The following is a 25,042-nucleotide window of genomic DNA, read 5'->3' on the forward strand; positions in this document are numbered from 1 at the left end:
CAAAATTTTCAGCTTATGAGACAATGGTATGCCTACTGCCTGCTCATCGCATGCTTTCTATTTTTCATGGCGGGAAGAAGGGCGCCCGAACAGTTCTTCGTTAAGCCCATAGCCAGCGGCAATGGTAGCGGCAGCAGCTGGGACAACGCTTCTGCCGATCTCCAGGCCATGATCGATGCAGCGGCGGCAGGAGATGAAATATGGGTGGCAGCAGGAACATACAAACCCGCTTCCCTTCCCGGCGGCAGCAATACATCCGGCCCCCGCGATGTAGCTTTCGTTTTGAAAAGCGATGTAAAGATCTACGGCGGATTCAATGGAACTGAAACCACAATGAGCCAGCGTAACATCGCTACCAATACCACTACCCTCAGTGGGGATATTGGCGTTGCTTCCGATGCATCGGACAATGCTTATCACGTGGTGGTATCCATCAACAATTCAGCAGGCACAGCTCTGGACGGCGTTACTGTTTCCGGTGGCAATGCCAATGGCGAAGGTTTCTACTCCATCGATGGCCGTTCCGTTTACCGCTATTGCGGTGGCGGTATCCTGGCCCGCGGCAGCTCCGCCACTTTCGGCAATATCACAGTAGCCTCCAACCAGTGTGCTACGGCCGGATCCGGCAATGGCAGCGGCGGCGGCATCTTTTCCTTCAATAGCAGCCTGGTGATCAAAGACGCCAAACTACAGCAGAACAAAGCCAGCTCTTCAACATCTGCCGGCGGCTTTGGCGGCGGCCTTTGCATGATCGGCACTGCCGATTCTGTGAACAATACCAGTTTCAGCAATGTAACGGTAACGGGCAACGAAACCACCAATGCAGGTGCAGGCATCTTTGTGCAGGCATGGTCCAAACCCGCTTTCACCGATGTAAGCTTCACGGAGAATATCGCCGGAACTTCTGCCGGCGGCTTGATCATTCTCGGTAGTTCTGCTGGCAATAATGTGGCCACGCTCACCAATGTGAGCTTTAATAAGAACAAAGCCAATGGTGGCAGCGGCGGAGCGTTATTCCTTTCCAATTATGTAAATGCTACCACAAATAACCTCAGCTTCACAGAGAATGAATCCAGTGCACTGGCCGGCGCATTGTATTGCATCGGAGGCGCTGACGCATTCAGCAACCTGGAGTTTACCAATACAACCTTCACCAAAAACAAATCAGGCACTTCTGGTGGAGCGATGTATATCAGCAACTACAACAATTGTATTTTCAATAAGGCAAGCTTTACTGAAAACAGTTCCGGCGCCACCGGCGGAGCTATGTATGTGATTGGCGCATCCACTGCCTACAATACCTTCAGGATCACCGATGCGGTTTTCTCGAAAAATAAATCCACTACGGCTGGTGGTGCGGGTTATATCTCCAGCTACAACAAATATGTGATCGACCGCGTAAAGTTCCTGGAGAACGAAGCCACTGCCAGCGCAGGCGGCGGACTGTTCATTTTCAGCGCTGCTACCAGTCCCAATGAAGATGCACAAATATCAAACTGCCTGTTCTATGGCAACAGGGCCAACCTGGCCACGCTCGGTGGCGGCGGAATATTTGTTTCCAACAACTCCAGGCCCATCATCATCAATTCCACTTTTTATGCCAACTACTCCCTGTTCGACGGTGGCGGTATCGGCATCAACAATAGCGCAACAGCAATCGCCACTGTCTACAATTCCATTTTTTACGGCAACACTACCGGCAGTTCAGCAGCCGATATCTTCCAACCCGCCAGTGCAGGTTTCTTCCTGAAGAGCTCACTCACGCAGAGCACAGGAACAAATGGGGTGGATGGCGTGATCGTTGGATCCAATCCTTCTTTTGTGAGTACAGATCCGGCTTCCTCCGATTTCCTTCGTTTGGCTTCCGGCAGTCCGGCTATCGACAAGGGCGCTAATGACTTACTGCCCGCGGCCTATAACAAAGACCTCGCGGGTGGTTCCAGGATCAATGATGATGTGATCGATATGGGGGCATACGAGTCCGGCACCAGTCAAACGCCTACTGAATCACAGACCATCGATATCGTCAACACCATCATCAAAACCTATGGCGAAGCAGACTTCGATCCGGGCGCAACAGCCAGCTCCGGCCTCCCTGTGTACTACACCAGCAACAATACCAATGTAGCTACAATCGAAAATGGAAAAGTGAAGATCAGGGCAGCAGGTACAGCCACCATCACTGCCAGGCAGCCGGGCAATGATATCTACATGGCCGCTCCCGATGCCACTACCACACTCACTGTGAACAAAGCGCCGCTGCTGATCAAAGCGAATGATGTGATCATGGTGCAGGAACAGGCGCTACCTGCTTTCACGGCCAGCTTCACCGGCTTCGTGAACGGAGAAACTTCCGGCGTACTTTCCGGGCAGCCGGTCTTCAGCACCACCGCCACTTCCAGCTCTCCGATCGGCAACTACCCCATCACCGTATCCGGCGCTGCTGCCGTCAACTACGAGATCAGTTATACAGATGGCACACTCTCCATCCTGCCGATCGCTGTTGACAATGCAAGGCTCGATGCCTGGTTCTCCAACAATACCACCTTGCAGGTACGGGTGGATATGCCAATGGAAACGGAAGGCACCGTATCGCTGTTCACCAGCGCCGGTCAGCGCATATACCATACCGGTATCTCGCTGAAACAGGGCAGGAACCAGTTCACTGTTCCTGCAGACAGACTGATCCCGGGCATCTACATCATCAATGTAAATGGTGCAGGACTGAAGCTGGATAAAAAATTCATCAAACGCTAAAGCCTTTACAATGACTCGTCAATATATCAAGTCAGCCAAAATATCCTTTTCAATGCTCCTGATCGCTGCTTGTGGTTTCATACCACAGGCAGCCAGGGCACAGGAAGGAGCCGAAACCAAAATGGTGAATACTGCCGTGCCCATGCTGCGCATTGCTCCCGATGCACGCGCCGCCGCGATGGGTGAAACAGGCATCAGTACTTCGGCAGATGGTGCTTCCATTTTTTACAATGCAGCCAAGACCGTATTTGCAAAAAACGAAGGAGGCTATTCCCTCAACTACGTGAGCTGGCTGAAACAGATCACACCGGGTTTCTACATGCTCAGTCTCTCAGGTTACCAGAAACTGGACGAAAAGCAGGCCTTGAGCGGTTCCATCCGTTATTACAATACAGGAAAAGTGGAAGAAAGGGATAACAACAATACCCTGCTGCAACTGGCCAACCCCAATGAGTTTACTATCGATGCCGGTTATGCGAGAACATTGTCGGACAAGATCTCGCTGGCCCTCACCTTCCGTTATATCCGCAGCTCCATCGGAAAGACCATCGACAATAACGGGAATGGCGCCGGCAGCGCTTTCACCGGCGATATCTCTGCATTCTACAATGGTTTGGACCAGCACGGACAGGGCTTCACCGCCGGACTGATACTTGCCAATGTAGGCGCTTCAAAGATCAGCCAGGGCAATGGTCATTCCGGTTTCATCCCTGCCAGGATCGGCGCAGGCGCAGGTTATACCTACCCGTTAGATGAGAACAGCAGGCTATCTTTTTCAGCCGAGCTCAACAAGTCCCTCGCGCCGTTGATCCCTGATGGTCCCAACGGAATGGAAGAATATTCGAAGTACAGTGTATTCAAAAGCTACAGCGAAGGTCTGGGCAATTCAGCCCTGAGTATTTCCGCAGGCGCTGAATACAATTACATGGAGCTCTTTTTCGCCCGCGCCGGTTATTTCTCCGAAAGCAAGGCCTATGGCGGCAGGAAATACCTGAGCGCAGGTATTGGCGCCTCTATGAAACAGTTCGGATTCAATTTCGCTTACATCGTTCCAACGGGGAAAAATGCGGGTGCTTATGCTTTGTCTAACACCCTGCATTTTGGTCTTACGTTCACCCCTGCTTTATCCAATCAATAAATTCCTTATCATAAAAATCAGTAACTCATGAAACGTTTTTTTGCAGCACTGGCATTGGGTTCCTGTTGTATTGGCGGTAACGCCAATGCACAGGTGTCGCCCAATGCCGGCGCATCGCTTGACACATTGTTCAGCCAGTACCTGAACGATGGGCCGGGCGCCGTGTTGATCGTATCGCGTAACGGGCAACAGCTCTTCCATAAGGAATTTGGTTATGCCAGCCTTGAACACATAGTGCCCGTCACCAACGAAACTGTTTTTGAAGCGGCTTCCGTTTCCAAACAGTTCACTGCCGCGGCTGTGCTCCTGCTGGTCCGGCAGGGACGAATATCTTTGGACGATGATATCCGCAAGTATGTTCCAGAACTGCCGGATTATGGCAAAAAGATCAATCTGCGCATGTGCCTCACACATACCAGTGGGCTTAAAGACTGGCGCAACGTGACATATCTCTCTTCATTACCAACCGGGCTACGTTTGTTCAACCAGGAAGACGCCATCAATATGATCTGCCGGCAATCCAATCTCAATTTCAAACCGGGCACTCGTTATTCCTATACGAATGCAGGTTTCGACCTGCTGGGTATTGTGGTGGAGCGGGTTACTAAAAGGTCTTTTGCGTCTTTCGTAAGAGACAGTCTGCTCATTCCTGCCGGCATGAAGCATTCTGCTTTCAGGAATAAGTTTGAAGACATCATCCCGAATATGGCATCGGCCTATTATGGTTCGCGTACCCATCTCCGTCATGGTTACACCACAGATGAAACCTATGGCGCTGCCGGACTGATCACCTGCGCCGATGATCTGCGCAAATGGAATGAATTCATCAACAAAGGGAATCTTGCACAGACACGTCTCCAGCGTTATGTACTCACCAGTGGAGATACAATCAGTTACGCCATTGGCGGTGTGCATGTGATGGACTTCGATGGCATCCGCGAGATCAGCCATTCCGGTCTTCTCAGCGGTTACCGAGCCCTGGTACTCTATTATCCTCAATACGATATCTCTGTTTCCTACATGACCAATAACAAGAATATCATCACAGCAGATTTGCAAGTGAAGATCTTCGAGATATTGTTTGGCAAGAAAAGAAAAGCGGCGCTTCCGGCAGTGCAAACGAATTACCCCGATGTAACTACGCTCGGGAACAAAACCGGCGCTTACTTTGGCATTGATGACGAATCCGAATTCTACAGCTTCCATATCACCAACAACAAACTTTTTTGCCACGAAGCATTGTTGCAGCCTGTTGGAAAAAATGAGTTCATTTACGAAACCACGGTTTATCGTTTCTCTCCCGGCGGTGATACGCTGATCGTCAGACGCGGCGGAGAAGATACCTATTTCAAAAAAGCCAGCGGCTTCAAACCAGATGCAGCAGCCCTTAAACCCTTTTCCGGATCCTTTCAGAGTAATGATGCCATAGTGGAACTGACATTTGAAGTACGCGGGAACAAACTGGTGGCCTTCCGCAACAGCTACGACTCCGTTATACTAACGCCCGCGTATCAGCGGGAAAATCAAATAGCATTCAGGGGGTTCGATCATGGTCTCAGAGCCATTTATCTTTTCACCCGATCCAAAAAAGGCGCGGCTAACGATCTCATGATCAACCTGCCCCGAGCCAATTATATCCCTTTTACCAGAAGAAAAAACAAATAATCTAAATCGATAAAAATGAAACTGACCTGGTATTTAAAAGAGCTCAGAAGAAAATATCCTTTCACGATCTCCGGCCATACAACCATTGCAGATACCGTGATCATGACTGAAATTGAACACGACGGTGTAATTGGTTATGGAGAAGCTTGTCCTGGTTATTATTTCACCGAAACACTGGACGACAGCATCAATTTCCTCTCAACCGTAAAACTGGAACAGTTCAAAGATCCGCAGGCCATCGAAGCGATCCTTTCCTATGTAGACAGTCTGCATCCCGGTCATACTGCCGCCAAAGCAGGCGTTGACATTGCGTTGCACGACCTGGTGGGCAAGCTTACCAATCGTCCATGTTACCAGCTCTTCGGTTCCGATCCGGGCACCATGCCTGCCACTACCCTCACTATCGGTATCGATACGCCTGATATGATCCGTAAGAAAGTGCTGGAAGCAACCGATTTCAAATTGCTGAAAGTAAAACTCGGCAGCGATAACGACAGACAGATCATCGAAACAATCCGCTCCGTAAGCCAGCAGCCGCTCACTGTAGATGCCAACCAGGGCTGGCACGATCGCAGCCAGGCGCTGGAAATGGTCCATTGGCTGAAGGAGCAGAATACCATTTTCGTGGAGCAGCCGATGCCGAAAGATCAGTGGGACAATCATGCCTGGCTCACCCAGCACAGCCCGCTTCCCATTGTTGCCGATGAAGCAGTACAAAGACTGGCGGATGTAGACAAAGCCAAAGGCGCATACCACGGTGTGAATATCAAGATGGTGAAATGTACAGGTATGCATGAGGGTTATAAGATCATCAAACGCGCCAGGGAGCTCGGCCTGAAACTGATGGTTGGCTGCATGGGCGAATCCTCTGTGGCTATCCTGGGAGCAGCAGCCATTGCTCCTCAGTGTGACTGGGTGGACCTGGACAGCACCTGGCTTATCAGTAATAACCCCTACCAGGATCCCGTGCTCAAAGAAGGAAAGATCATCCTGAGTAACCAGCCCGGACTTGGCCTTCAGCAACATTCAAAAAAATAGCGAAACATGGTTTTACTGGCAACCGCACCCCTGATCAGCAGTGATATTATCGTATTTGCGATACTGGTAGTTTTCATGGCATTCGTTCAAAAAACGAGCACAGGCAATAACCGCTTCTTCAAGAGATTCTATTTTTTCTGTCCACCTCTTTTGGCCTTGTATTTTTTCCCGGGCATATTGAATACCGCCAATATCGTTTCGGGAGAGAATTCAAAACTCTATGATCTCATAGCACAATACCTTTTACCTGCAGGTTTGGTTTTGTTCACCCTGAGTGTAGACATGAAGGAGTTATGGAAACTCCGGAAGAAAGCCGGGGCGATGTTCCTGGCCGGCGCCATTGGTGTAATTATCGGTGGCCCGCTGACCATTCTCATAGTTAAGAGTTTTGCGCCCGGCCTGGTGGGAGGCGAGGGTCCGGATGCCGTATGGCGCGGTCTTGCTACTGTTGCCGGTAGCTGGATAGGAGGCAGCGCCAATCTCGCTGCGCTGAACGAAGTGTTCAAACCCAGTCCGCAACTGTTCTCCACCATGGTAGTGCTGGATGCAGTGATGGCTAATATCTGGTTGGCCATCCTGCTCTATGGCGTGGGTAAAAATAGAAAAATAAACAAGTTTTTTCGCGCCGAAGATAAGGATGTGGAAGAGGTGAAAGAAAAAATGCAGGCTTATCAACAGGCCACTGCAAAGATCCCATCGCTTTCTGATTCACTATCCATCCTGGCAGTGGCATTCGGAGGATGCGGACTGGCCTACCTTATAGCAGGACCGTTGGTAAGTGCCATCCAAACCAATTTTCCTTATCTCGAAAAATTCAGTCTCACTTCCAATTTCTTTTGGGTAGTGATCCTTTGCACTAGCATCGGTGTGATACTTTCGTTTACTCCTTTGCGTAAGCTGGAAGGCGCAGGCGCTTCCCGCGTGGGCACTGTGTTCCTCTACCTGTTCATCACAGCCGTTGGATTGCAGATGGATATCCTCGGCGTTTTCAGGAATAGCGGGCTCTTTCTCGTTGGGTTCATCTGGCTTTGCTTCCATGCACTGGCGATGATCATTGTGGGAAGAATGATCAAAGCCCCTTATTTCTTTTTTGCTGTTTCCGGAGAAGCGAATCTGGGTGGCGCAGTTCAGGCATCGCTCATCGCATCTGCATTTCATCCTGCATTGGCGCCCGTTGGCGTACTGCTCTCTGTGCTCGGCTATGTACTGGGTAATTATGGTGGTTATATATGCGGATTATTGATGCAATGGGTGTCCTGATAAATTGCTTGTTTACAGGTGAACCAGGGCTGGCTGTAAAAGGCTGGCCTCTTTTTCTTTCGCTGTGGCCAGTTGCTCGCCGCCGGCGAAAACCGACCATTTTTTGTCGCAGTCAACCCCTATGAAATACAGGAAAAGTGGTCAACTTAGCAGCATAAAATATAACATATGCGCAAATTGATCATTTCCATGCATACTTCACTCGATGGATTTACAGCAGGCCCGAACGGGGAAATGGACTGGATCAGGTTCGATGATGCATTGTTTGATTTCGTGGGAGAGTTTACAGACCGCTCCGATACGGCATTATACGGGCGCGTTACCTATGATATGATGGATGCCTACTGGCCTACTGCCGGCTCACAACCCAATGCCAGCAAGCACGCCAAACAACACTCCGCCTGGTACAATAAAGTAACGAAAGTAGTTGCGTCAAAAACGTTACTGTCCGATCCTTCTAAAAAACTGGAAGTGATCGGCACCGAGCTGAAGGGGAATATTGAAAATCTGAAAAACGGAACAGGCGGCGATATCCTTGTTTTCGGAAGCCCTTCCATAGTGCGACAACTGGAGGAATACAAACTCATCGATGAATATTGGCTGATGATGAATCCAATCATACTGGGAACCGGCATTTCCATGTATTCAAAAGATATTCAGAAAATGGAATTGGAACCAGGTGAGACAAAAAGATTTTCTTGTGGTGTTACTGCATTACAATTTAAGAAGAAATAATAAAAGCCGGGCCCTTTCAGGCCCGGCGCTCATGTATAACAGTTCCGTAACTGTCTGTAGTGTGTGATCAACTTCCGAAGATCTCTTTCAGTTTTTTGTCCATTGCTTCATCATTCTCGCCACCACCGCCATAGCGGCCTACGATCACACCATTGGGATCGATGAGGATCTTGGTGGGCAGCGAATGGATGCCGTAATAATCGCTCACATCTTCGGGATTCTCTTCACCGGCCATTTTCTTCTTCATGTCCAGTCCGCGCAGCACATGTTTCCAAACGCCGATGCCATCCTTTTCCACGGCTTTCTTCCAGGCTTCGTGATTGCTATCGTCGTCGGAAATGCCGATGATCTCGAAGCCCTTATCTTTATATTTTGCGTAAAGCGATAACAGATGCGGATTGCCTTTGCGACAGGGAACGCACCAGCTGGCCCAGAAATCAACCAGAACATATTTACCTTTGAAATCAGCAAGACTGAGTTCCTGACCATTGATATCTTTCTTCGTAAACAAATGCGCCTTGCTGCCGGGCGATCCCATGCGCAGACCATCGATCTCTTTTTTCAGTTCCTGCCCAATCGTACTCTGGCGGATGGCTTCGGGCATCTTCGCATACATCTCCTCGGATTCCTGCAATTTCATGGAGCTTACATACCATCGCATATTGGAGGCCGTTACCCAGGAGGCCGGATGCTGTTTCATCCAGTGGATGGTATTGCTCCTCATTTCCTCATAGAACGGGTCTAATTTATCTTTGGCTTCTGTAGCTTTTTCTTTTAATTTCTCCAGTGCAGCCTCATCCTTTCCTGCTTTTCTTGCAGCGATATAGGCTTCATTGGCCTTGTCGTAAGCCTCGCTGAAGCTTTTCATTTTTTTGCGAGTTCCTTCAACAATCGATTCCAGCTCAGCATTCTCTTTCTGCGATACTGATCCTGTGAGCGATGCCGCTTTAAGGCTTCCCTTCGTGATCGCCAATTGCATTTTTCCTGGTTCGATAAAAAGCCTCGCCATATCTTCCTTTCCCGTCCAGGATCTTACCTTTTCAAGCAGCACCGTGGCAGATACCGGATTCGGTAATTCACCGCTAAAACTGAATTGTCCATTTTTCACCAGGGAGCTGTCCATTTTTTGCGATCGCCCTTCTGTGCTATACATCAGGTATACATACCCGTTATGATTACCTTTCAGGGTACCTTTGATTTCGAAAGGTCCCGATTGCGCCTGCACAGCCATACCAGCCAGTGCCAACGCAGCCATTATTATGATATTCTTATTCATGGGATTATTTATTGCAGGATTTCAGCGAGTTTGGTTTGCAGTTCAGTGCCACGCAGGTCTTTGGCGATGATCACGCCATTGGGGTCCAGCAGGAAAGAGGAAGGGATAGCCTGGATGCCGTAGTACTCTGCGATCTCATTGTTGTATCCCTTGAGATCAGACAACTGCTTCCAGGGCATGCCATCTTTCTCCACCGCTTCTTTCCATTTGGCAGCATTATCATCCAGCGAGATGCCCAGCACTTCGAAATTCTTTCCTTTGAATGAATTGTAAGCCTTGAGCACATTCGGATTTTCAGCCCTGCAGGGTCCGCACCAGCTGGCCCAGAAATCAACAAACAGGTATTTGCCTTTGAAGTCGGAGAATTTCACTGGTTTTCCATCGAGATCATTCTGTGAGAAATCCTTGATGGACTGTCCGAGTGAACTGCGCTTGATCACTATCAGTCTTTCACTGAGCTTCTGTCCGGACACAGATTGTTTAGCTGCCGGATCGAGCTGACGATAAAGGCTGTCGATCGGTGCAAACTCTCCCATCACAGCCATATCAGCAAGCAGGGCCACAGAAACAGGACTGGCCGGATGTTGCAGCACATACGTTTTGATGCGTGCACGTTTAGCCATTCTGAAAGAATCGATCCTGGCTTCCAGCATTGCCTTCTCTTTATCATCTTTTGCCACATGCAGCTGCTGGTAAAGAGGCCACTGACCATCGGTTATATCTTTAACCGATTCTTCAAATGCCATATGCTCATCCTGCGAAGCAGAGCCCGTCACCTTGCTGTAATAGAAAGAGTCCACAGTTCCTTCGATCTTCACCGGTGCATTTTCCATGAAGAATTCCATGTATTGACCGCTGGTGCCGATGAACACTTTTCGTGGGTCCGTTACCGTTCCCGACCAGGAGAATTTTCCATCTTTCACAAGCACAGTATCGCTTTTGGCCGGTTCATCATTCAGACCGGAGATGTAAACCACCGAATCTGTGAGGCCGCTGATATGAGCGTCTATACTGGCTTTTTTGGGCGCTTCGGCTGTCTGGCAGGCGTATGCGCAGGATAAGATGAGCGCATACCCGATTGTTGTTTTCATTTTTTGCATGGCTGAATTTTTCGTTTAGGTTTCTATCGCGAATAACCCGGGTTCTGATCTCCGAACTGCGGATTGTTCAATAATTCAGTGCGTGGCACTGGCAGGATGTACTGAACCTTGTCCGTGATGAGCGGTTTCAATTCTTTCACTTTTTCAAATGGCAGTCTCAGCATGGCCAGCCATTCCTGTCCGTCCTCACCGGTAAGATTCCTGGCAGTTTCCATCCAGATCTGTTCCAGCATCGCATCGGGAGTAGCTGCATTATCCACTGCCGTGAAATCGGTCACTTCGGCTTTCGTCATCACTTCTTTCAGCACCGTTCTTGCATTGGCAACAGTACCGCCTGACCTCACGATAGCTTCCGCTTTCATCAGGTATACTTCCGATAACCTGAATGGATAAGCGCTTTCTGTGACCTGTGAAGGCGTGCTTCCCTCAGCGATATATTTGGTGAAATAATAAGAATCGTCCCTTGAATCATTTTCTGATCCTACCATCCAGCTGTTCCTGGGATCGTTCTGCAGCAGGTCTTTGAATCCCTGTAACGCCACATAAAGTGAAGAAGCCCCCGGCCAGTATTGTTTACTCACATTGTAGTAGTAAGTTTCCTGGTTCTGCTGCGGACGCACGCCCAGCATCACTTCCTTGCTGGCCATTCCTTTTGTTCTGAACAGGTCGATCAGTTTAGGCTCCAGGTTGAATTTTCCACTACCGATGATCTGATCTGCCAGGGTGATGGCTTCTGTATAGTCCGCCGTCTGTCCGTGCATCAGGAGCACACGCATTTTCAGGGCCATGGCGGTCCATTTGGTAGCATAGGAATTATCAGTCAGGTCCGGACCATTGGCAATGGCATAATCCAGGTCTTCGAGAATGCTGGTATATGATTCTGCAACCGTGCTGCGGGCTTTGGGAACATTGCCCAGAGCAACGAGCTCTGTGCGAAGCAGTACACCGAACTTACTGTTGAGGTCCCACCATTGCCCGTAATAGCTGAGCAATTTGGTATTTCCATATGCCCTTAGGAAGCGGGCTTCCGCCAGGATATTCTTCTTGCTGTCGCCGGTGAACTTGCTGTCAGGCAGTTCATCTACTGCGCCAATCACGCCATTGGCGGCATTGATGATGGAGTAGGAATAGGTCCAGAAATAATCTCCCTGAACATTGTACTCATTCCTTTCTTCATTCGTTTCTCCATAACCATAACCGAGAAAACCGGAAAAGAAACCGGGATAGGTTTCGTTGGCGCCCCAGTCAGTAACATTGTTGCCCGCCTGCACATTGGCAAAACGGTAGTATACGCCGTTGAGCGCTACCACGGCGGTTTTCTGATCAAGTATGGTATTGCCGTCCACTTTTGCATTTTCTGGTAGCTTCCCCAGTTCCTTGCTGCAGGAAGCAAAGAGCAGCATCGAGGCTGATAAGATATATGTAAGCTGTTTCATTCCTTCAAATGATTTAGAGTTAATTAAAATCCGATCCTCACACCCGCACTGTATTGACGTACTGTGGGGAAGGTCCCGGAATCAGTGGCGCCATTGATGAGACTGTAAGGATCGCCGCTCACTTCGGGATCAGGACCGGGATAAGAAGAAATGGTGATCAGGTTGGAGCCGGATACGTATATGTTCACATCTCTCATCCTCCATTTTTTCATCAGATTCTCTGGCAGCCTGTAAGAAAGGGTTACTGATTTCAGTTTAATGAAACTGGCATCGTACACATCATTGCTGGCCGTGTAGGCTGTGGAGTTACCGCCTATAATGAGCCGGGGCCTGTCTGCATTGGGATTTTCGGGTGTCCACCTGTCAAGGATCGCCGTACTCTTATTGGTTTGGCCGCTCACGAATTTGTTCTGCACGTCCTGGAGATAAAGTACTTCACCACCATAGGAATACGTAAAGAGAACAATCAGGTTGAAATTCTTGTAATTGATCGTATTGGTGAATCCGCCGTAGAATTTCGGTTGTGCATGACCGATCACATCTTGTTTATCGAAACCGGTACTGTCTCGTTCATACATGGCATCACCGATATTTACGAAACGATTGAAGTAGATCCAGAAAGGATTGGCGGCCTTGTAGTCATCTATTTGTTTTTGATTCTGGTAAAGGCCCTGGAAGATCTTTCCATAGAACAGGCCGATGGGTTCTCCTTTCCTCACGATGCTGTTACCGAGATAATACTGCGCCAGTGCAGGATCGCCATTCGGATCAGTGAAATCTCCATCGATGTCAAGTACTTTGGACCTGTTGCCGGAAATATTGAAAGCGGCATTCCACTGGAAGTTCCTGCCACGAACGATATCTGCGCGGATATCGAATTCAAGTCCTTTGTTCTCGATGGTAGCGAAATTGGAGATCACGCTTGCATAAGAGGAACTGGGTGGCAGGATGGTGCTCATCAGCAGACCATCTGTTTTTTTCTCGTAATATCCGAATGATCCGCGGATCCGTGCATTGAAGACACTGAAATCAAGACCGAGATCTTTCTGCAAAGTGGATTCCCATTTGATATCATCGTTGCCAAGTTGTGTGGGGATCATGGCATTCACTCTATTGTAGGAACCGGGGGTATACAGTGTATAGAACAGGTTGTCTCCGATATTCTGCGTACCAGTCAAACCTCCGCTGGCTCTTATTTTCAGTTCATCCAGCCATTTCACATCTTTCAGGAAATTCTCTTCGGAGATCCTCCAGGCCACGCCACCGGAAGGAAAATAACCAACGCGGTTCACTTTCGGGAATTTGGAAGAAGCGTCTGAACGACCAGTGAAAGTGAAGAGATAGCGTTCTTTAAGCGAATAGTTGGCGCGCATGAAAAAGCTCAGCAGGGAGCTTTGTCCTGATGTGCCGGTGGGCGCCAGGGCGATGGCTGCAGATGAAAGATTATTCAGGAATTTATCATCAGGGAACCCCTGTCCGCTGGCAGAGAAAGAATTGAAACGGTCTTTCTGCCAGGTTGTTCCACCCACAACATTCAGACGATGCTGCTCATTGAATTGTTTATCCCAGGTGAGGGTGTTCTCGTAGAACATGCTGGTGTTCTCGGTTTGCGACTGCGAACCGGTACCTCCATTGGAACTGCCGATACCATTGGGAGATGCAATCACGGCGGTGCTGGGCACATAATTCAACTGGTGATAGTTGGTATAGTTCACAGACACTACACTGCGGAACTTCAGGTCCTTCAGGATATCCACTTCAGCAGCGAGTGAACCCAGCAACGTGGATGTCTTTCCTTCATTTATCCCTTGCAGTAAGGCGAGCGGGTTCTGGTAACCTTCGTAATCATAGCCACCGATTTTTGAACCGGTGAACTGGTATACACTTCCATCGGGGTTGAATGCAGGCAATGTAGGCGGTGCATAGAGCGCCTGTGCGTAGATACCGTTGGTGATATTGTTTTTGGTGAAGCCGTAATCCAGATTGGCGATGATGCGCAGGCGTTGTGTGATCTCGTTATCGAGATTGATCTTTCCGGAGATACGCTGAAAATCCGTTCCTTTCAGTGCGCCCTGCTGTTTCTGGTAGGCCAGTGAAGTGTAGTAGCGGGAACCTGTGCCACCGCCACGTACGGAGATATCGGCATTCTGCGTGATGCCGGTGCGCATCACCTGATCCAGCCAGTCTGTATTGGCCGTGCCAAGGTAATTGGGATCGTTGAGGATGGAAGTTGCGCGTGCATTGGGAGCAAGACCTGCATTGGCGCGCTCATCGTTGAGGTTCTTCGCAGCTTCCTTTATGATCATTTTGTATTGATCAGCATCCAGCAGGTCCTGCTTGATAGCTTTGGTGAAACCGGTGTAGTAATTGGCTTCCAGCACGGGCTTCTGGTTCTGTTTACCTTTTTTGGTAGTGATGATCACTACGCCGTTGGCGGCTCGTGAGCCGTAGATGGCAGTTGCAGAAGCGTCCTTCAGGATATCAATACTTTCAATGTCGTTGATATTTAAGCCGGCAAGACTGTTGAGTCCCCTGGCGAAAGCGCCTGATACGGAGGAGTTGGGATCATCGCTTCCGAAACGTTCGATAGGGTTCACGGCTTCGGCCTGGTTCTGCAGGTAGCGGTTCTGGATCTGCACCTGTATACCGTCGATGATGTAGAGGGGATCATTGCTACCCATGAGTGAGGTACCGCCACGGATGCGTATCTTGGCTACTCCGCCGGGAGAACCATCTGCCTGTACAACCTGCACCCCTGCAGCTTTTCCGGTGAGCGCCTGGTCGATACTCACAAAGGGAGCGTCCCGTACTTCTTTCACATCCACGGAAGACACGGAGCCTGTGAGGTCTTTTCTTTTGGTAGAGCCATAGCCCACCACGATGTAATCTTCAAGGGAAGATATTTTCAGCTTGAGAGTTACATCGATCTGGGTCTTTCCTTTCACAGGCACAGTTTGTGTCTCGTGCGAAACGCTGGTGAACACCAGTGTACCGTCTTCAGGGACTTCGATGGAATAACGTCCGCCAATATCGGTTGTAGTTGCCCGTGAGGTTCCCTTTACCGTTACGCTGACGCCCTGTATGGGAACTCCCTTCGTATCCACTACCCTTCCTGTCACAGCTTTCCGCAGTTCGATCTCCAATCCGGGCGGACGGACATAGGCCGGCAATTCATCTTTTTTGATGAAAACGGTATTGCCGCGGATGGTGAATTTGAGGGGAAGCCCTTTGAGCAGTTCATGAAGGGCTTCGGTAAGGGGAACATTGTTCAGGTCAACCGAAACGGGTTTCACCGCACTAATATCTTCCTTCCGGAAAAAGAAGAGATAGCCTGTTTGTTTCTCAAAAGCAGAGAGCACCTTGTGGATGCTGGTAGCTTTGGCTGTGAAAGAAACAGTCTGGGCCGAGGTATGGGCATTTACCTGGAATACGGCCACAATCAGGAAAATGATGGTCAGTTTCATCGCATTCACAGTTGTTCCCACGGTGGACCGCCGGAACGTTCTGTACACAAGTCCTTCGTCCACCGAGGCAGTTTTGGTAAAGCAGGCGGAATAATTCCGGTGCCTGACAGCATTTAATTGCATACTTTTGCAATGTTTTGGTTAAGTAATTAAGCAGTTCACGCTATTTGATCACTGACCTCAACGAGAACCGGGTAAAGGGTCCAATCTTCCACCCGGTTTTTTCATTTCGATCAGGGTAACACAACTATTTTATTCCCTTCGATCCTGAACTTCACATCGTAATCTTTCATATATTCTTTCATCTCAGCCAGTACATCCGCGAGTGGCAGTGATCTGCCCATCTTTCCGGTGAATTTGCCTTTCTCCGGTATTTCTCCTGCATATTCCACTTCCACATTGTACCATCTGCTGAGCTGTCTCATTACTGTTTTGAGGTCTGCATCGTTGAAGGAGAAAGCGCCTTCTTTCCAGGCCACTACTTCATCCAGGTCAACCTGCCTGATACGCAGGCTCTTTCCATCTTCCGTATTACTGTGCTGCGCCTGCTGACCGGGCCTCAGTACTACAGGATTTCCATTTTCTTCAGGACTGTTCTTCGATACCACTTTCACACTACCTTCCAACAAGGTGGTATTGATGGAGGGCTCATCATCATAGGCATTCACATTGAAATGAGTGCCCAGCACTTCCACTTCTATTCCCTTGCCGGTCTCTACTTTGAATGGCTGGTTCTTATTTTCCACCACTTCAAAATAAGCTTCACCTGTTACCTGCACTTTTCTTTCACTCCCATTGAACACTGTTGGGTAACGCAGTGATGATGCGGCATTGAGCCAAACCCTGGTGCCATCGGGAAGTGTAATATTGAACTGTCTCCCCCTTGGTGTGGTCATCGTATTATAAGTAACAGCTACGGTGGCGGACGCTGAATAGTAAGTGATCTTTCCATCTTCCAACACTACATGCGATCCGTTTTGGCGGGCCACCATTCCATTGCCCATACTGTCCAGCACCACTGTTGATCCATCGGCCAGGGTAAGGATAGCTCCATCTTTTCCCGGTGGTACTTCCTTCTGTACAACAGGCTGATGGCCGGTGGTTTGCCTTTCCATTTTTTCATTTGAACTCCAGTAACCGAGACCAGCGATAATAATAACCGCCGCAGCGGATGCATAACGGAACCAGGCATGCTTGTACACTGGTATTATTTTCTTTTCTTCCTGCCTGTCTGCACTGGTGATATGCCCCAGCACATGTTGCCATTGTTGCGGGTTATAGGCTGGATCGGCTTCACGGCTTTCCAGCCAACGCTGAATGCTTAGTTGTACTTCAGGTGCCGACAATTCAGTCAGCTCCCGCAGTTCAGCCAGTTCAATGTCATCGATGCTGCCTGTAATATATCTTTCTAACAGGTACGCTGCTCTCTGTTGCATATTGGTATTTTGAGGGTTGGCCATGGCCGCCCTGTTACTATGTAACCAAAGGAAGGAAAAGGTACTATCCGGTTAAGAAGAAATTTTCAGAATGGCGTGTAGCAGACAGACCGGGACCCAGAAGCCTTTGTCGCGCATATGCTTGCGGATAAAATCCAGCGATTGTGCGATGGTGTTCTTAACGGTGGAAACGGAAATGTTCAGCTGACTGGCAATCTCTGATTGTTTGAGGCCCTGCTCGCGGTACAATAACCAGATCAACCGGCGCTGGCCGGAAAGATGGTCCACTGCATCATGAATGGCCGTTCTGATCTCTTTGAGCTCTGTGAGGACAGGTATTTCGTTCTGGCTGTCTTCCGCCCGACTGGCCAGCACCCGTAAATGTTTTTCTTTTCGCAATTGTTGACGCAGGTGATTGAAACAGATATTACTGGCGATGGAGAAGATCCAGGCGCGGGGAAATTCGATACCCGGCAACTGGTCGCGGTTCATCCATACGCGAAGGAAGGTTTCCTGTATGATCTCTTCCGCTATGGGAGCGGATTTGACAAGACCGGTTACATGCAGGTGGAGGCGGGCGGTGTAAAAATGGAAAAGTTCTGCAAAAGCGGATTCATCGCCATCGGCAATCCTTATCAGCAAATCTTTCTCATTATGTAATTGCTCAGCAGCCACAGGCACAATAGTTTAGTTGTTTTCTTCAGAGGAGTTAAGGTTGCCACTGGCCAATGCCCCGTAGTGGTTGGGGAAGGTTGAAATGGTTCAGGCTAAAGTACAAAAAAAGCCCGTGATCCAAACATCACAGGCTTTTTCATTTATAAGGGACTTTCCCCTCTGCTTAATTTCTTTTTTGTTTTTTCACTTCATAGTTGACGGCCTTATTGCTTTTCTGGTACATTCTGCGGTCAGCATCCTTCATCGTTCTTACACTGTCGATGCTCTTCACATAGGTTTTCATCCGCACATGCTGTTCCTTCAACCTATCGGAATTGTAGGAAGCGGCCCGCGCTTCCAGCTTTCTCATACTCATAGCAGCTTCCGCTTTTGCGCCCTCATAGTTACCGCCATCCACTTCAGCCATCAGTTTGTCGAATTCTTCTGCCGATTCAAACAATGCCAACATTTCCTGTACCAATTTATCCTCACCTTCTTTATACAGAGACGCACTGCCGGTGGATTTCACCAGCACGCTTTTTTCAAGGCTTACTTCTTTCACCTTTTCTGCATCTGTGTATTTCAGGTGGCAGTTGAAAGCCAGTTGTTCATTGATTGCTGGTGAAGCGGTCAGTTTGAGGAGGATGGCTTTTTCATCCTTCGCATAGATATCGTTGAAACGGATTTGCACTTTTCCATCTTTGATCTCATGAGGGTAGCCGTACACTTTTTCACATTTCACGCCAGCGGGCAGTTGTATCTGCACAAGTGCATTCTGCGCTACCACACTGAGCAATCCTTTCAGTTCACTGGCAAATAAGGCAGGGATTTTATCAGGACTATCTATAAAATAATAATTGGCCCGTCCTGTTTCCGCCAGCATGGTGAGCAGATCTTCATTGTAATCCGCTCCCAGTCCGAAAGTGGAAAGCGCGATGCCTTCCTCCGTATATTTTTTTTCTACTATTTTCCTGAGATCATCCGGAGCGGTAACGCCGGTATTGGCAAGGCCATCAGTGAGCAGGAGCACACGGTTCACGTAACCTTCTTTTTTAGTGGACTTCACCTGCGTGTAACCTTCAAGCATACCACCACTGAGATTGGTGCTGCCACGGTCCATGATCTTGTCGATGCTTTTCCGCAGGTACTCTTTGTTTTTGATGAGCTGTGAGTGACTGGTCACCTCTACATTGTCATCATAGTTCACAATAGACAAATAATCTTCGTTGTTCAGTTGGTTCACCAGGAACTTCGCCGCTTCCCTTGCGTAGCGAATTTTATCACCCCGCATGGAGCCGCTGCGATCCAGCACCAGTGAAACATTCAATGGCGTACGTGGTTTCTGTTTCTTTACTTCCCCGCTCACCACCTGCACATAAAGATAAATGGCGTCATTGGCGCCACGTAAGTACCAGGCATTGCCGGGCCTGACTGACCAGTTGATGAGTTTGGAAGTATCAAAATCAAAGGGCTGATCCGGATCAGCGATTGTTGCCCTGTTCCCCTTCCGTGGCTGGCCTGCCATGAGGAAGAGAATGCCCAGGATGAAAACGGCTGCTGTGATGAAGATTGTGCGCATGAGTATTGGTTAAGTTAACAGACTGGTTTCCCGGAAGGATGTTGTAACCAGCAGGATTGCATAAACCAAATATGCCTTTAACATTTATTTTGCGGGATAATGCGCGCGGGGAGCAGTCGCTCGCCTCTGGCGAGTGACCACTAAGCAGTTCGCCTCCGGCGAACCAACCGGGTGCAGCACCTGATTGGTCGCCAGAGGCGACGGAATATAACTCACTTGCCAGAGGCGAGCGAGTACTCCCTGATTATACTACAACGGATCGCCTTTTTCCATTTTGGCAAGCATATCCTCATAATGCTTTATCCCATATTTATTGTCTTTGACAAGCTCAAGCACTTTCTTCTGCATGGCGATGGCCTTTTCTTTAGCGCCACTCCTGTAGAGCAGGGTGGCATATACAGAGGCGGGGCCTTCCGAAGGATTCTCTTCCCAGGCCTGCCTGCTCCATTCCAGCGCAGTTTTCATCATCTTCCTGTTATCACTACGGCCGAGGCTTCTCGCAAAAGAAGTCAGTTCTTCAGGATGAATTTCATTTTTATATTTTTTCACGAATGGGATCACTTCTTTAGCGAATTCCTCTTTTTTACCGGAGAACTGCAGGTGAAGCAGGTCCACTTTTTTGATGAGCATATCAGCCATGCCGGGAAACTGCTGGCGGATCTTTTCCTTCACCGCAGAAGCCCCATCATCTGATTTACTCATCAGCCATTCGTTAGCGCCAGATTCCATCATGGCTACGCGTGTAACTTTACGCTGTGCAAAACCTTTGCCCATGATAGCGTTGATCTTCGCAGGGCTCTCCATGAAGATCCGGAAGCTCGCATCGGAAGAATGATTGGTGAATTCATCCAGGAACTCCAGGTTCTCTTTTGTGAACAGGTTTGTCTGTTGCTTCAGGTAAGCCTGAGATAAGCGGGCAGCATTCACACCATCATATTTTTTCTTCGCTTCGATAGCCATTTCACGCAGCTTCGCCGGATTACCCTCCGCTTCCTTCACTGCATTTTCCATTTTTGTATAATGCTGAGTAGAAGGATCGAGGGCCTGCCCTGATACTTTTATGAATTCTTTCCCTTCTTTGGTGGAACCTACATACAAATGCACCAGCTTTCCATCAGGATTGAAGTACAGGAATGTGGGATAGGCCAGCACATTGTATTCTTTGGCAATAGCAGCAGCATCTTCATACCATTTCTGAATTTCCTCATTGTCTTTATTCGTTTTGTCCATCTGCACTTTTACATTCACGAACTTTTCATTGAAAAACTCACCTACTTCTTCTAAGGGAAACACTTGCTGGCTCATCATTTTACAGGGGCCGCACCAGGTGGTGAAGCAATCCATGAAGATGAACTTGTTTTCTTTTTTCGCTTTCTCTTTTACTTCCTGCCAGGTGAGGCCATGCTCGAAATGAATTCCTTTTTCCTGTGCAAACACAGGCAGGCTCAGCATTACAAAGAGAATAAAAGTAGTACAGGCGGCTAAGATCGTTTTTTTGTTTTCCATGATTTGATTTTTTTCAGGATGAGTGATCACCTTTCATTGGGTACAATACCCGGACTGATCTCCGGCGCTCCCGGAGGGATTGGATATAAGTAGAGTTAATCATCAGGAGCCAGGGTATAGGTAACTGACTTGAAAAATATGTATAATTGTTTTTGAAAGTGCAGCTTTTTTGTTAATTCTTTTCAAGTCAATGAACCTGGCCGAAGTACAGAACAGTTCTCTCCTTCTTTCATCGAGCACAATATTCAAAGCCTCTGCGGGGGTAGCGGCTGAGAGATCTGCATATTCCAGAGGCTTAAACCCTTTCTGCCTGAACTGGTTTATCAGACTACGCCCCGGGCTATGCGTAACCGCAGTTCACTTTCATCGCAATGCGAAAGGGTTTCATTGATTTTGTTATCGTAAAACAACAAAAAAGCACCCGGATAAAACCGGATGCTTTACCAATACCGTCTTTTCGGACTTAATTGGTTAGAAATATTTGTTCAGGAATTCCTTAGTTTGTTCGGGCCTGTATTTCATTCTCACCTGCCAGATCAGTTCTTCCACATTCACCACTTTTACATTTTCATTCAGTCTTCTGGCGCACCAGGTGGCGGGGGTAACGCCGCGCTGATCACCGCCATTATTCTCTGCCAGCGGATCAGTGGAATTGCCGATATCCTTAAAAGAAGACCAGGCATGCACCATGGTAAGTGTATGTGTTTTTTCATTACCTGCCGCCAGAGAATTGATCTTCGAAGCGATATAAGCCGGTGTACCTTCACTGGCATGATTCTGCGCACCGTGGTTCCAGATGCTGTACCTGGCGGTGATCACTGGAATATCCACTCCCTGTTTGTTCCTGAACCACATGATCTCACCATTGCCACCTGCATAGGGTGTATACTGGACCGCCACGATACCGGCCAACTGATCATTATTGTTGATATAGGCCTGATAGGCTTCTTTTGATTTTGCGGACACCACATCTCCGCAGATCAGTCCCAGTACTTTTGTACGATGCTGGCGCATATGCGAACCGATCTTCGTAGCGATCATATTCAGTAATTCGGTCCTGTTCTTCAACTCCCCGAAATTATCGGGATAGTAATATCCGCCACCACCGTATTCCACCAGAGATGCACTCTGATGCTGCGCGCCCATCAAGCGTTCCAGCTGATATGGTGATAACATGCCCAGGTTGGCAACAGGCAATCCGTAAGACATATTGATGCCAGCACCGGCAGGATTGCCATAATATGAACTATTGTTGAAGTCGTTAATCATCCACATTACATTGTCTCCATCGGTGAGCAGGAAGCTCGCATAGTGTTTGGTGTCATCGTATTTGATGAACTGCGGATTGGTCACTTTGGCCAGGCCGGCTTGTTTGTTCTCATAGCCTGCACTCATCATGGTGGCATTCCAGGCCCAGTCGAACGGCACCATCAGGTTGCCGCTTTGTGAAACCATGTCCACGAATGTTTTTTCTTCCAGCCCCTGCTCCCATCCGATCACCGGTGATAACGGTTTCAGCCATGCGAGGATATCTTTGATCAATGCCTGGTTATTGCCGGAAGCAGGCTGGTTGTACTTCTTATTGTAGTTCACCATCATCAGTTTGTTGGCAATGGCGTATCCGCGCTGGTTCCCTGTCATTACAGGCATCATCACCAGGGCATTGTTGTTACAATTGTCTTTGAATTCAGCCCAGGCATCTGCCGTTGTTTTATTAGTGGCATCATACTTCATGGTATATCCCAGCGCTTTTACGCGCGCTTCATATTTCACATCTGCAATAATGGAATGATGAATATGTGCGGCCACGGTAGCGGCATTGATGCTCTCTTCATTGTTCACATCGCAGAGGATATAACCTTCGATAAAGGATTTGACATTACCGTGATGTTCTATCAGCTCCCAGGTACTCTGGTTACCGTTATGGCTCATGCCGGTTTTCTTCACCACTTCGGAATAGTTAGAATTGGGATCCTGTGTCCAGACCATCGTTTCACTCCTGCCTTCGTTCACGGCCAGGGCCGTAACACCGATGATGCTCTCTGCAAGGATATGGTTACGGAGACTGTTATTATCGTCGTTGTTCTCATTGCTCCGGCTATCCACTACCAGCCAGTAATTCTTTCCTGGCTTAAGTTTGGGCATCCAGTACTGACCTTCATCTGCAAAGGCGTCGAACTGTTCGTTGTAAAGTTTCTTTTCATCCTGGGCAGGACGTTCGCCGGAAGGGCGGTTGTATTTGTAACAGCAGGTCAGCATTGAAGATGCGATCGCCAGCAGTAATATATTTTTGATGAACATGATCTTTTGTTTGATGATGAGCAATACGGCTTATTTGGTGTAACCGGGATTCTGATCGAGACCTTTGAGTTTATTGATCTCATCCTGCGGGATGGGTCGCACCAGGTGGTCCTCGTTCAGGTTGTCTGCTGCAATGGCCTGCGGGTTCCAGGCAAGTACACGATCGATGAGCTTGCCTGTCCTTTTCAGATCGAACCACCTGTCGTACTCACCCATCATCTCGCGGCCGCGTTCATCGAGGATGATATCAAGGTTCACGGCACTGAAGGTCATCAAAGGTTTGGCTGCATCATTCACGGCGGCTCTGCGGCGGATATCGTTCACGCGTTGCAATGCCTTTCCGGGATTGCCATCACCAAGATGCGCTTCCGCAGAAAGCAGGTAAGTGTCTGCCAGACGATACACAACAGCTTCACGGCTACCACCACCCTGCCATAGGATCTTCGTGTCTTTGAATTTCTTTACGATGGGCATCCTGTCTGAACCATTGGCCAGGTCGGGATAGGCAGCCACCTGTGGATACCAGCGGTATTTGCCATCATTCGTTTTGAAGGAAATGAATTCTTTCGCTCCCTTATTGTCGCCTGAATTATCGTTCCATACGGGGAAGTAGAGACCAAGCTTACCGAAGTCAGCGTTTGCAGGATCATTGATGAGGAAGGAGCGCTCAAAAGTGGCATCATAACGGCTATCAATAGCCGGATCAGTATATAGTTCGTGTGCTTTGGGATTGATCCAGAATTCACGCTGCATATAGGAATAATCCTTCTGCACTTCGATGAACATATCAGGATAAAAGCAGGTAAGACAGAAACCGAACATTCTTTGAAGCGGGTTACCATCGCCATTGTAATTCCTGTCGGCTGCATATTGAACAGCAAAGATCACTTCACGGTTGTTCTGATTGTTCTCATCGAATACGCTCGCAAAATTGGGTAATAGCTCATAAGGTTTGCCGGCATCATCGATGATCAGATCGAAATAAGATGCAGCTTTATTGAAGTCCGTTGCCTCTTTGAATGGTTTGTATGCACGTGTAAGATAGAGCTTGCCGAGCAACTGCAATACTGCCGCATTGTTGATCCTTCCACGTGCAGAACTTTTTACCGGCAGTACATTCTTTATCGACTCCAGCTCTGCAATCATGAAACTATAGAGACTGGCTTCCGTTTCCTGCGTCACTTCTGTAATAGGCTGTAATTGCTCCTCTCTGATCAGCGGTACTTTGCCGAAGGTTTCAGTCAAATAGAAATAGGAAAGGGTACGAAGGAATTTCGTTTCGGCCACCATGGTATTGTAATCAGCCTGCGTTACACCTTCCCAATCTGGTTTCAGACGGGTAAGGATGATATTGGATTCCTGCACCATCTTGTACAAGTTATTCCAGTAACCGCCCACCACGCCAGCCGTTGAATTGAAACTGGCGTCATAGGCATTGAACATATTGGCATCGGGATTGGCTTCTGCCGCCATGTACAGGTCTGTGCCCCAATACTGGATCTTGCCTTCGTTATAATGATTACGGAGTTTGGAATAGATATCAGTGAGCAGGCGATCCAGACCTGCTTTTGAATTGTAGAGCTCATCCGTGGTATGGGATGGGTTATCTGTATTGAGGATCTTGTTACAGCCTGCCTGGGTGAGCAGCACCGCCACAGCCAGTACCGGAACAAAAAATAGCTTCTTCATATCTGCTG

Annotated in this window: 17 protein-coding genes; 6 read left to right on the top strand and 11 right to left on the bottom strand. The window is 48.5% G+C overall.

What is annotated here, in order from left to right:
• Positions 1 to 15: 15 nt before the first annotated feature.
• The 6 genes from D9Y29_RS02365 (at position 16) to D9Y29_RS02390 (ending at position 8,593) form a co-directional block, all read left to right on the top strand.
• Entirely contained in the window at positions 16 to 2,757 is a 2,742-nt protein-coding gene (locus D9Y29_RS02365; protein ID WP_127124828.1) for an MBG domain-containing protein, read from the top strand.
• Positions 2,758 to 2,809: 52 nt separating this feature from the next.
• Positions 2,810 to 3,895 (top strand): type IX secretion system outer membrane channel protein PorV, encoded by a 1,086-nt coding sequence (gene porV / locus D9Y29_RS02370; protein ID WP_164735207.1) that lies wholly within the window; start codon positions 2,810 to 2,812, stop codon positions 3,893 to 3,895.
• 27 nt (positions 3,896 to 3,922) lie between these two features.
• A complete protein-coding gene (locus D9Y29_RS02375) occupies positions 3,923 to 5,560 on the top strand; it encodes a serine hydrolase domain-containing protein (RefSeq protein WP_127124830.1) in 1,638 nt (545 codons plus the stop codon).
• Between the two features lie 15 nt (positions 5,561 to 5,575).
• On the top strand, positions 5,576 to 6,598 hold the full coding sequence (locus D9Y29_RS02380) for a dipeptide epimerase (protein WP_127124831.1): 1,023 nt from the start codon (positions 5,576 to 5,578) through the stop codon (positions 6,596 to 6,598).
• A gap of 6 nt (positions 6,599 to 6,604) precedes the next feature.
• A complete protein-coding gene (locus D9Y29_RS02385) occupies positions 6,605 to 7,858 on the top strand; it encodes a DUF819 family protein (RefSeq protein WP_127124832.1) in 1,254 nt (417 codons plus the stop codon).
• Positions 7,859 to 8,026: 168 nt separating this feature from the next.
• Positions 8,027 to 8,593: a dihydrofolate reductase family protein gene (locus D9Y29_RS02390; protein ID WP_127124833.1), complete on the top strand. Its 567-nt coding sequence runs from the start codon at positions 8,027 to 8,029 to the stop codon at positions 8,591 to 8,593.
• Between the two features lie 67 nt (positions 8,594 to 8,660).
• Here the strand turns inward: D9Y29_RS02390 and D9Y29_RS02395 are convergent, their stop codons facing one another.
• From D9Y29_RS02395 to D9Y29_RS02445, 11 genes are all read right to left on the bottom strand, one after another.
• On the bottom strand, positions 8,661 to 9,869 hold the full coding sequence (locus tag D9Y29_RS02395) for a TlpA disulfide reductase family protein (protein ID WP_206513688.1): 1,209 nt from the start codon (positions 9,867 to 9,869) through the stop codon (positions 8,661 to 8,663).
• Between the two features lie 8 nt (positions 9,870 to 9,877).
• Positions 9,878 to 10,960 carry a TlpA disulfide reductase family protein gene (locus D9Y29_RS02400; RefSeq protein WP_164735208.1) on the bottom strand — a complete coding sequence of 361 codons (1,083 nt, stop codon included), beginning with the start codon at positions 10,958 to 10,960 and terminating at the stop codon, positions 9,878 to 9,880.
• A gap of 32 nt (positions 10,961 to 10,992) precedes the next feature.
• On the bottom strand, positions 10,993 to 12,405 hold the full coding sequence (locus D9Y29_RS02405) for a RagB/SusD family nutrient uptake outer membrane protein (protein ID WP_127124835.1): 1,413 nt from the start codon (positions 12,403 to 12,405) through the stop codon (positions 10,993 to 10,995).
• 23 nt (positions 12,406 to 12,428) lie between these two features.
• Positions 12,429 to 15,992, bottom strand: a complete 3,564-nt coding sequence (locus D9Y29_RS02410; RefSeq protein WP_241237829.1) for a TonB-dependent receptor — start codon at positions 15,990 to 15,992, stop codon at positions 12,429 to 12,431.
• 110 nt (positions 15,993 to 16,102) lie between these two features.
• On the bottom strand, positions 16,103 to 17,329 hold the full coding sequence (locus tag D9Y29_RS02415) for a FecR family protein (protein ID WP_127124836.1): 1,227 nt from the start codon (positions 17,327 to 17,329) through the stop codon (positions 16,103 to 16,105).
• A 48-nt stretch (positions 17,330 to 17,377) separates the two neighbouring features.
• On the bottom strand, positions 17,378 to 17,980 hold the full coding sequence (locus tag D9Y29_RS02420; RefSeq protein ID WP_164735209.1) for an RNA polymerase sigma factor: 603 nt from the start codon (positions 17,978 to 17,980) through the stop codon (positions 17,378 to 17,380).
• A gap of 163 nt (positions 17,981 to 18,143) precedes the next feature.
• The gene (locus D9Y29_RS02425) at positions 18,144 to 19,538 is read right to left on the bottom strand and encodes a vWA domain-containing protein (RefSeq protein ID WP_127124838.1); all 1,395 of its coding nucleotides are present in this window, start codon (positions 19,536 to 19,538) and stop codon (positions 18,144 to 18,146) included.
• A 249-nt stretch (positions 19,539 to 19,787) separates the two neighbouring features.
• On the bottom strand, positions 19,788 to 21,044 hold the full coding sequence (locus D9Y29_RS02430) for a thioredoxin family protein (protein ID WP_127124839.1): 1,257 nt from the start codon (positions 21,042 to 21,044) through the stop codon (positions 19,788 to 19,790).
• A gap of 102 nt (positions 21,045 to 21,146) precedes the next feature.
• Entirely contained in the window at positions 21,147 to 21,371 is a 225-nt protein-coding gene (locus tag D9Y29_RS26985) for a RagB/SusD family nutrient uptake outer membrane protein (RefSeq protein WP_127124946.1), read from the bottom strand.
• Positions 21,372 to 21,515: 144 nt separating this feature from the next.
• Positions 21,516 to 23,345, bottom strand: coding sequence for a GxGYxYP domain-containing protein (locus D9Y29_RS02440; protein WP_127124840.1), 1,830 nt, complete (start codon positions 23,343 to 23,345; stop codon positions 21,516 to 21,518).
• 30 nt (positions 23,346 to 23,375) lie between these two features.
• The gene (locus tag D9Y29_RS02445; RefSeq protein ID WP_127124841.1) at positions 23,376 to 25,034 is read right to left on the bottom strand and encodes a RagB/SusD family nutrient uptake outer membrane protein; all 1,659 of its coding nucleotides are present in this window, start codon (positions 25,032 to 25,034) and stop codon (positions 23,376 to 23,378) included.
• Between the last annotated feature and the right edge of the window lie 8 nt (positions 25,035 to 25,042).

Origin of the sequence: Pseudoflavitalea rhizosphaerae, assembly GCF_003991355.1 — a bacterium.
In the GTDB taxonomy this organism is placed as follows: domain Bacteria; phylum Bacteroidota; class Bacteroidia; order Chitinophagales; family Chitinophagaceae; genus Pseudobacter; species Pseudobacter rhizosphaerae.

Excerpts from the sequence above, each read along its gene's own strand:
- D9Y29_RS02365 (WP_127124828.1), top strand. The coding sequence starts at position 16 with ATGAGACAATGGTATGCCTACTGCCTGCTCATCGCATGCTTTCTATTT.
- porV (WP_164735207.1), top strand. The coding sequence starts at position 2,810 with ATGCTCCTGATCGCTGCTTGTGGTTTCATACCACAGGCAGCCAGGGCA.
- D9Y29_RS02375 (WP_127124830.1), top strand. The coding sequence starts at position 3,923 with ATGAAACGTTTTTTTGCAGCACTGGCATTGGGTTCCTGTTGTATTGGC.
- D9Y29_RS02380 (WP_127124831.1), top strand. The coding sequence starts at position 5,576 with ATGAAACTGACCTGGTATTTAAAAGAGCTCAGAAGAAAATATCCTTTC.
- D9Y29_RS02385 (WP_127124832.1), top strand. The coding sequence starts at position 6,605 with ATGGTTTTACTGGCAACCGCACCCCTGATCAGCAGTGATATTATCGTA.
- D9Y29_RS02390 (WP_127124833.1), top strand. The coding sequence starts at position 8,027 with ATGCGCAAATTGATCATTTCCATGCATACTTCACTCGATGGATTTACA.
- D9Y29_RS02395 (WP_206513688.1), bottom strand. The coding sequence starts at position 9,869 with ATGAATAAGAATATCATAATAATGGCTGCGTTGGCACTGGCTGGTATG.
- D9Y29_RS02400 (WP_164735208.1), bottom strand. The coding sequence starts at position 10,960 with ATGAAAACAACAATCGGGTATGCGCTCATCTTATCCTGCGCATACGCC.
- D9Y29_RS02405 (WP_127124835.1), bottom strand. The coding sequence starts at position 12,405 with ATGAAACAGCTTACATATATCTTATCAGCCTCGATGCTGCTCTTTGCT.
- D9Y29_RS02410 (WP_241237829.1), bottom strand. The coding sequence starts at position 15,992 with ATGCAATTAAATGCTGTCAGGCACCGGAATTATTCCGCCTGCTTTACC.
- D9Y29_RS02415 (WP_127124836.1), bottom strand. The coding sequence starts at position 17,329 with ATGGCCAACCCTCAAAATACCAATATGCAACAGAGAGCAGCGTACCTG.
- D9Y29_RS02425 (WP_127124838.1), bottom strand. The coding sequence starts at position 19,538 with ATGCGCACAATCTTCATCACAGCAGCCGTTTTCATCCTGGGCATTCTC.
- D9Y29_RS02430 (WP_127124839.1), bottom strand. The coding sequence starts at position 21,044 with ATGGAAAACAAAAAAACGATCTTAGCCGCCTGTACTACTTTTATTCTC.
- D9Y29_RS02440 (WP_127124840.1), bottom strand. The coding sequence starts at position 23,345 with ATGTTCATCAAAAATATATTACTGCTGGCGATCGCATCTTCAATGCTG.
- D9Y29_RS02445 (WP_127124841.1), bottom strand. The coding sequence starts at position 25,034 with ATGAAGAAGCTATTTTTTGTTCCGGTACTGGCTGTGGCGGTGCTGCTC.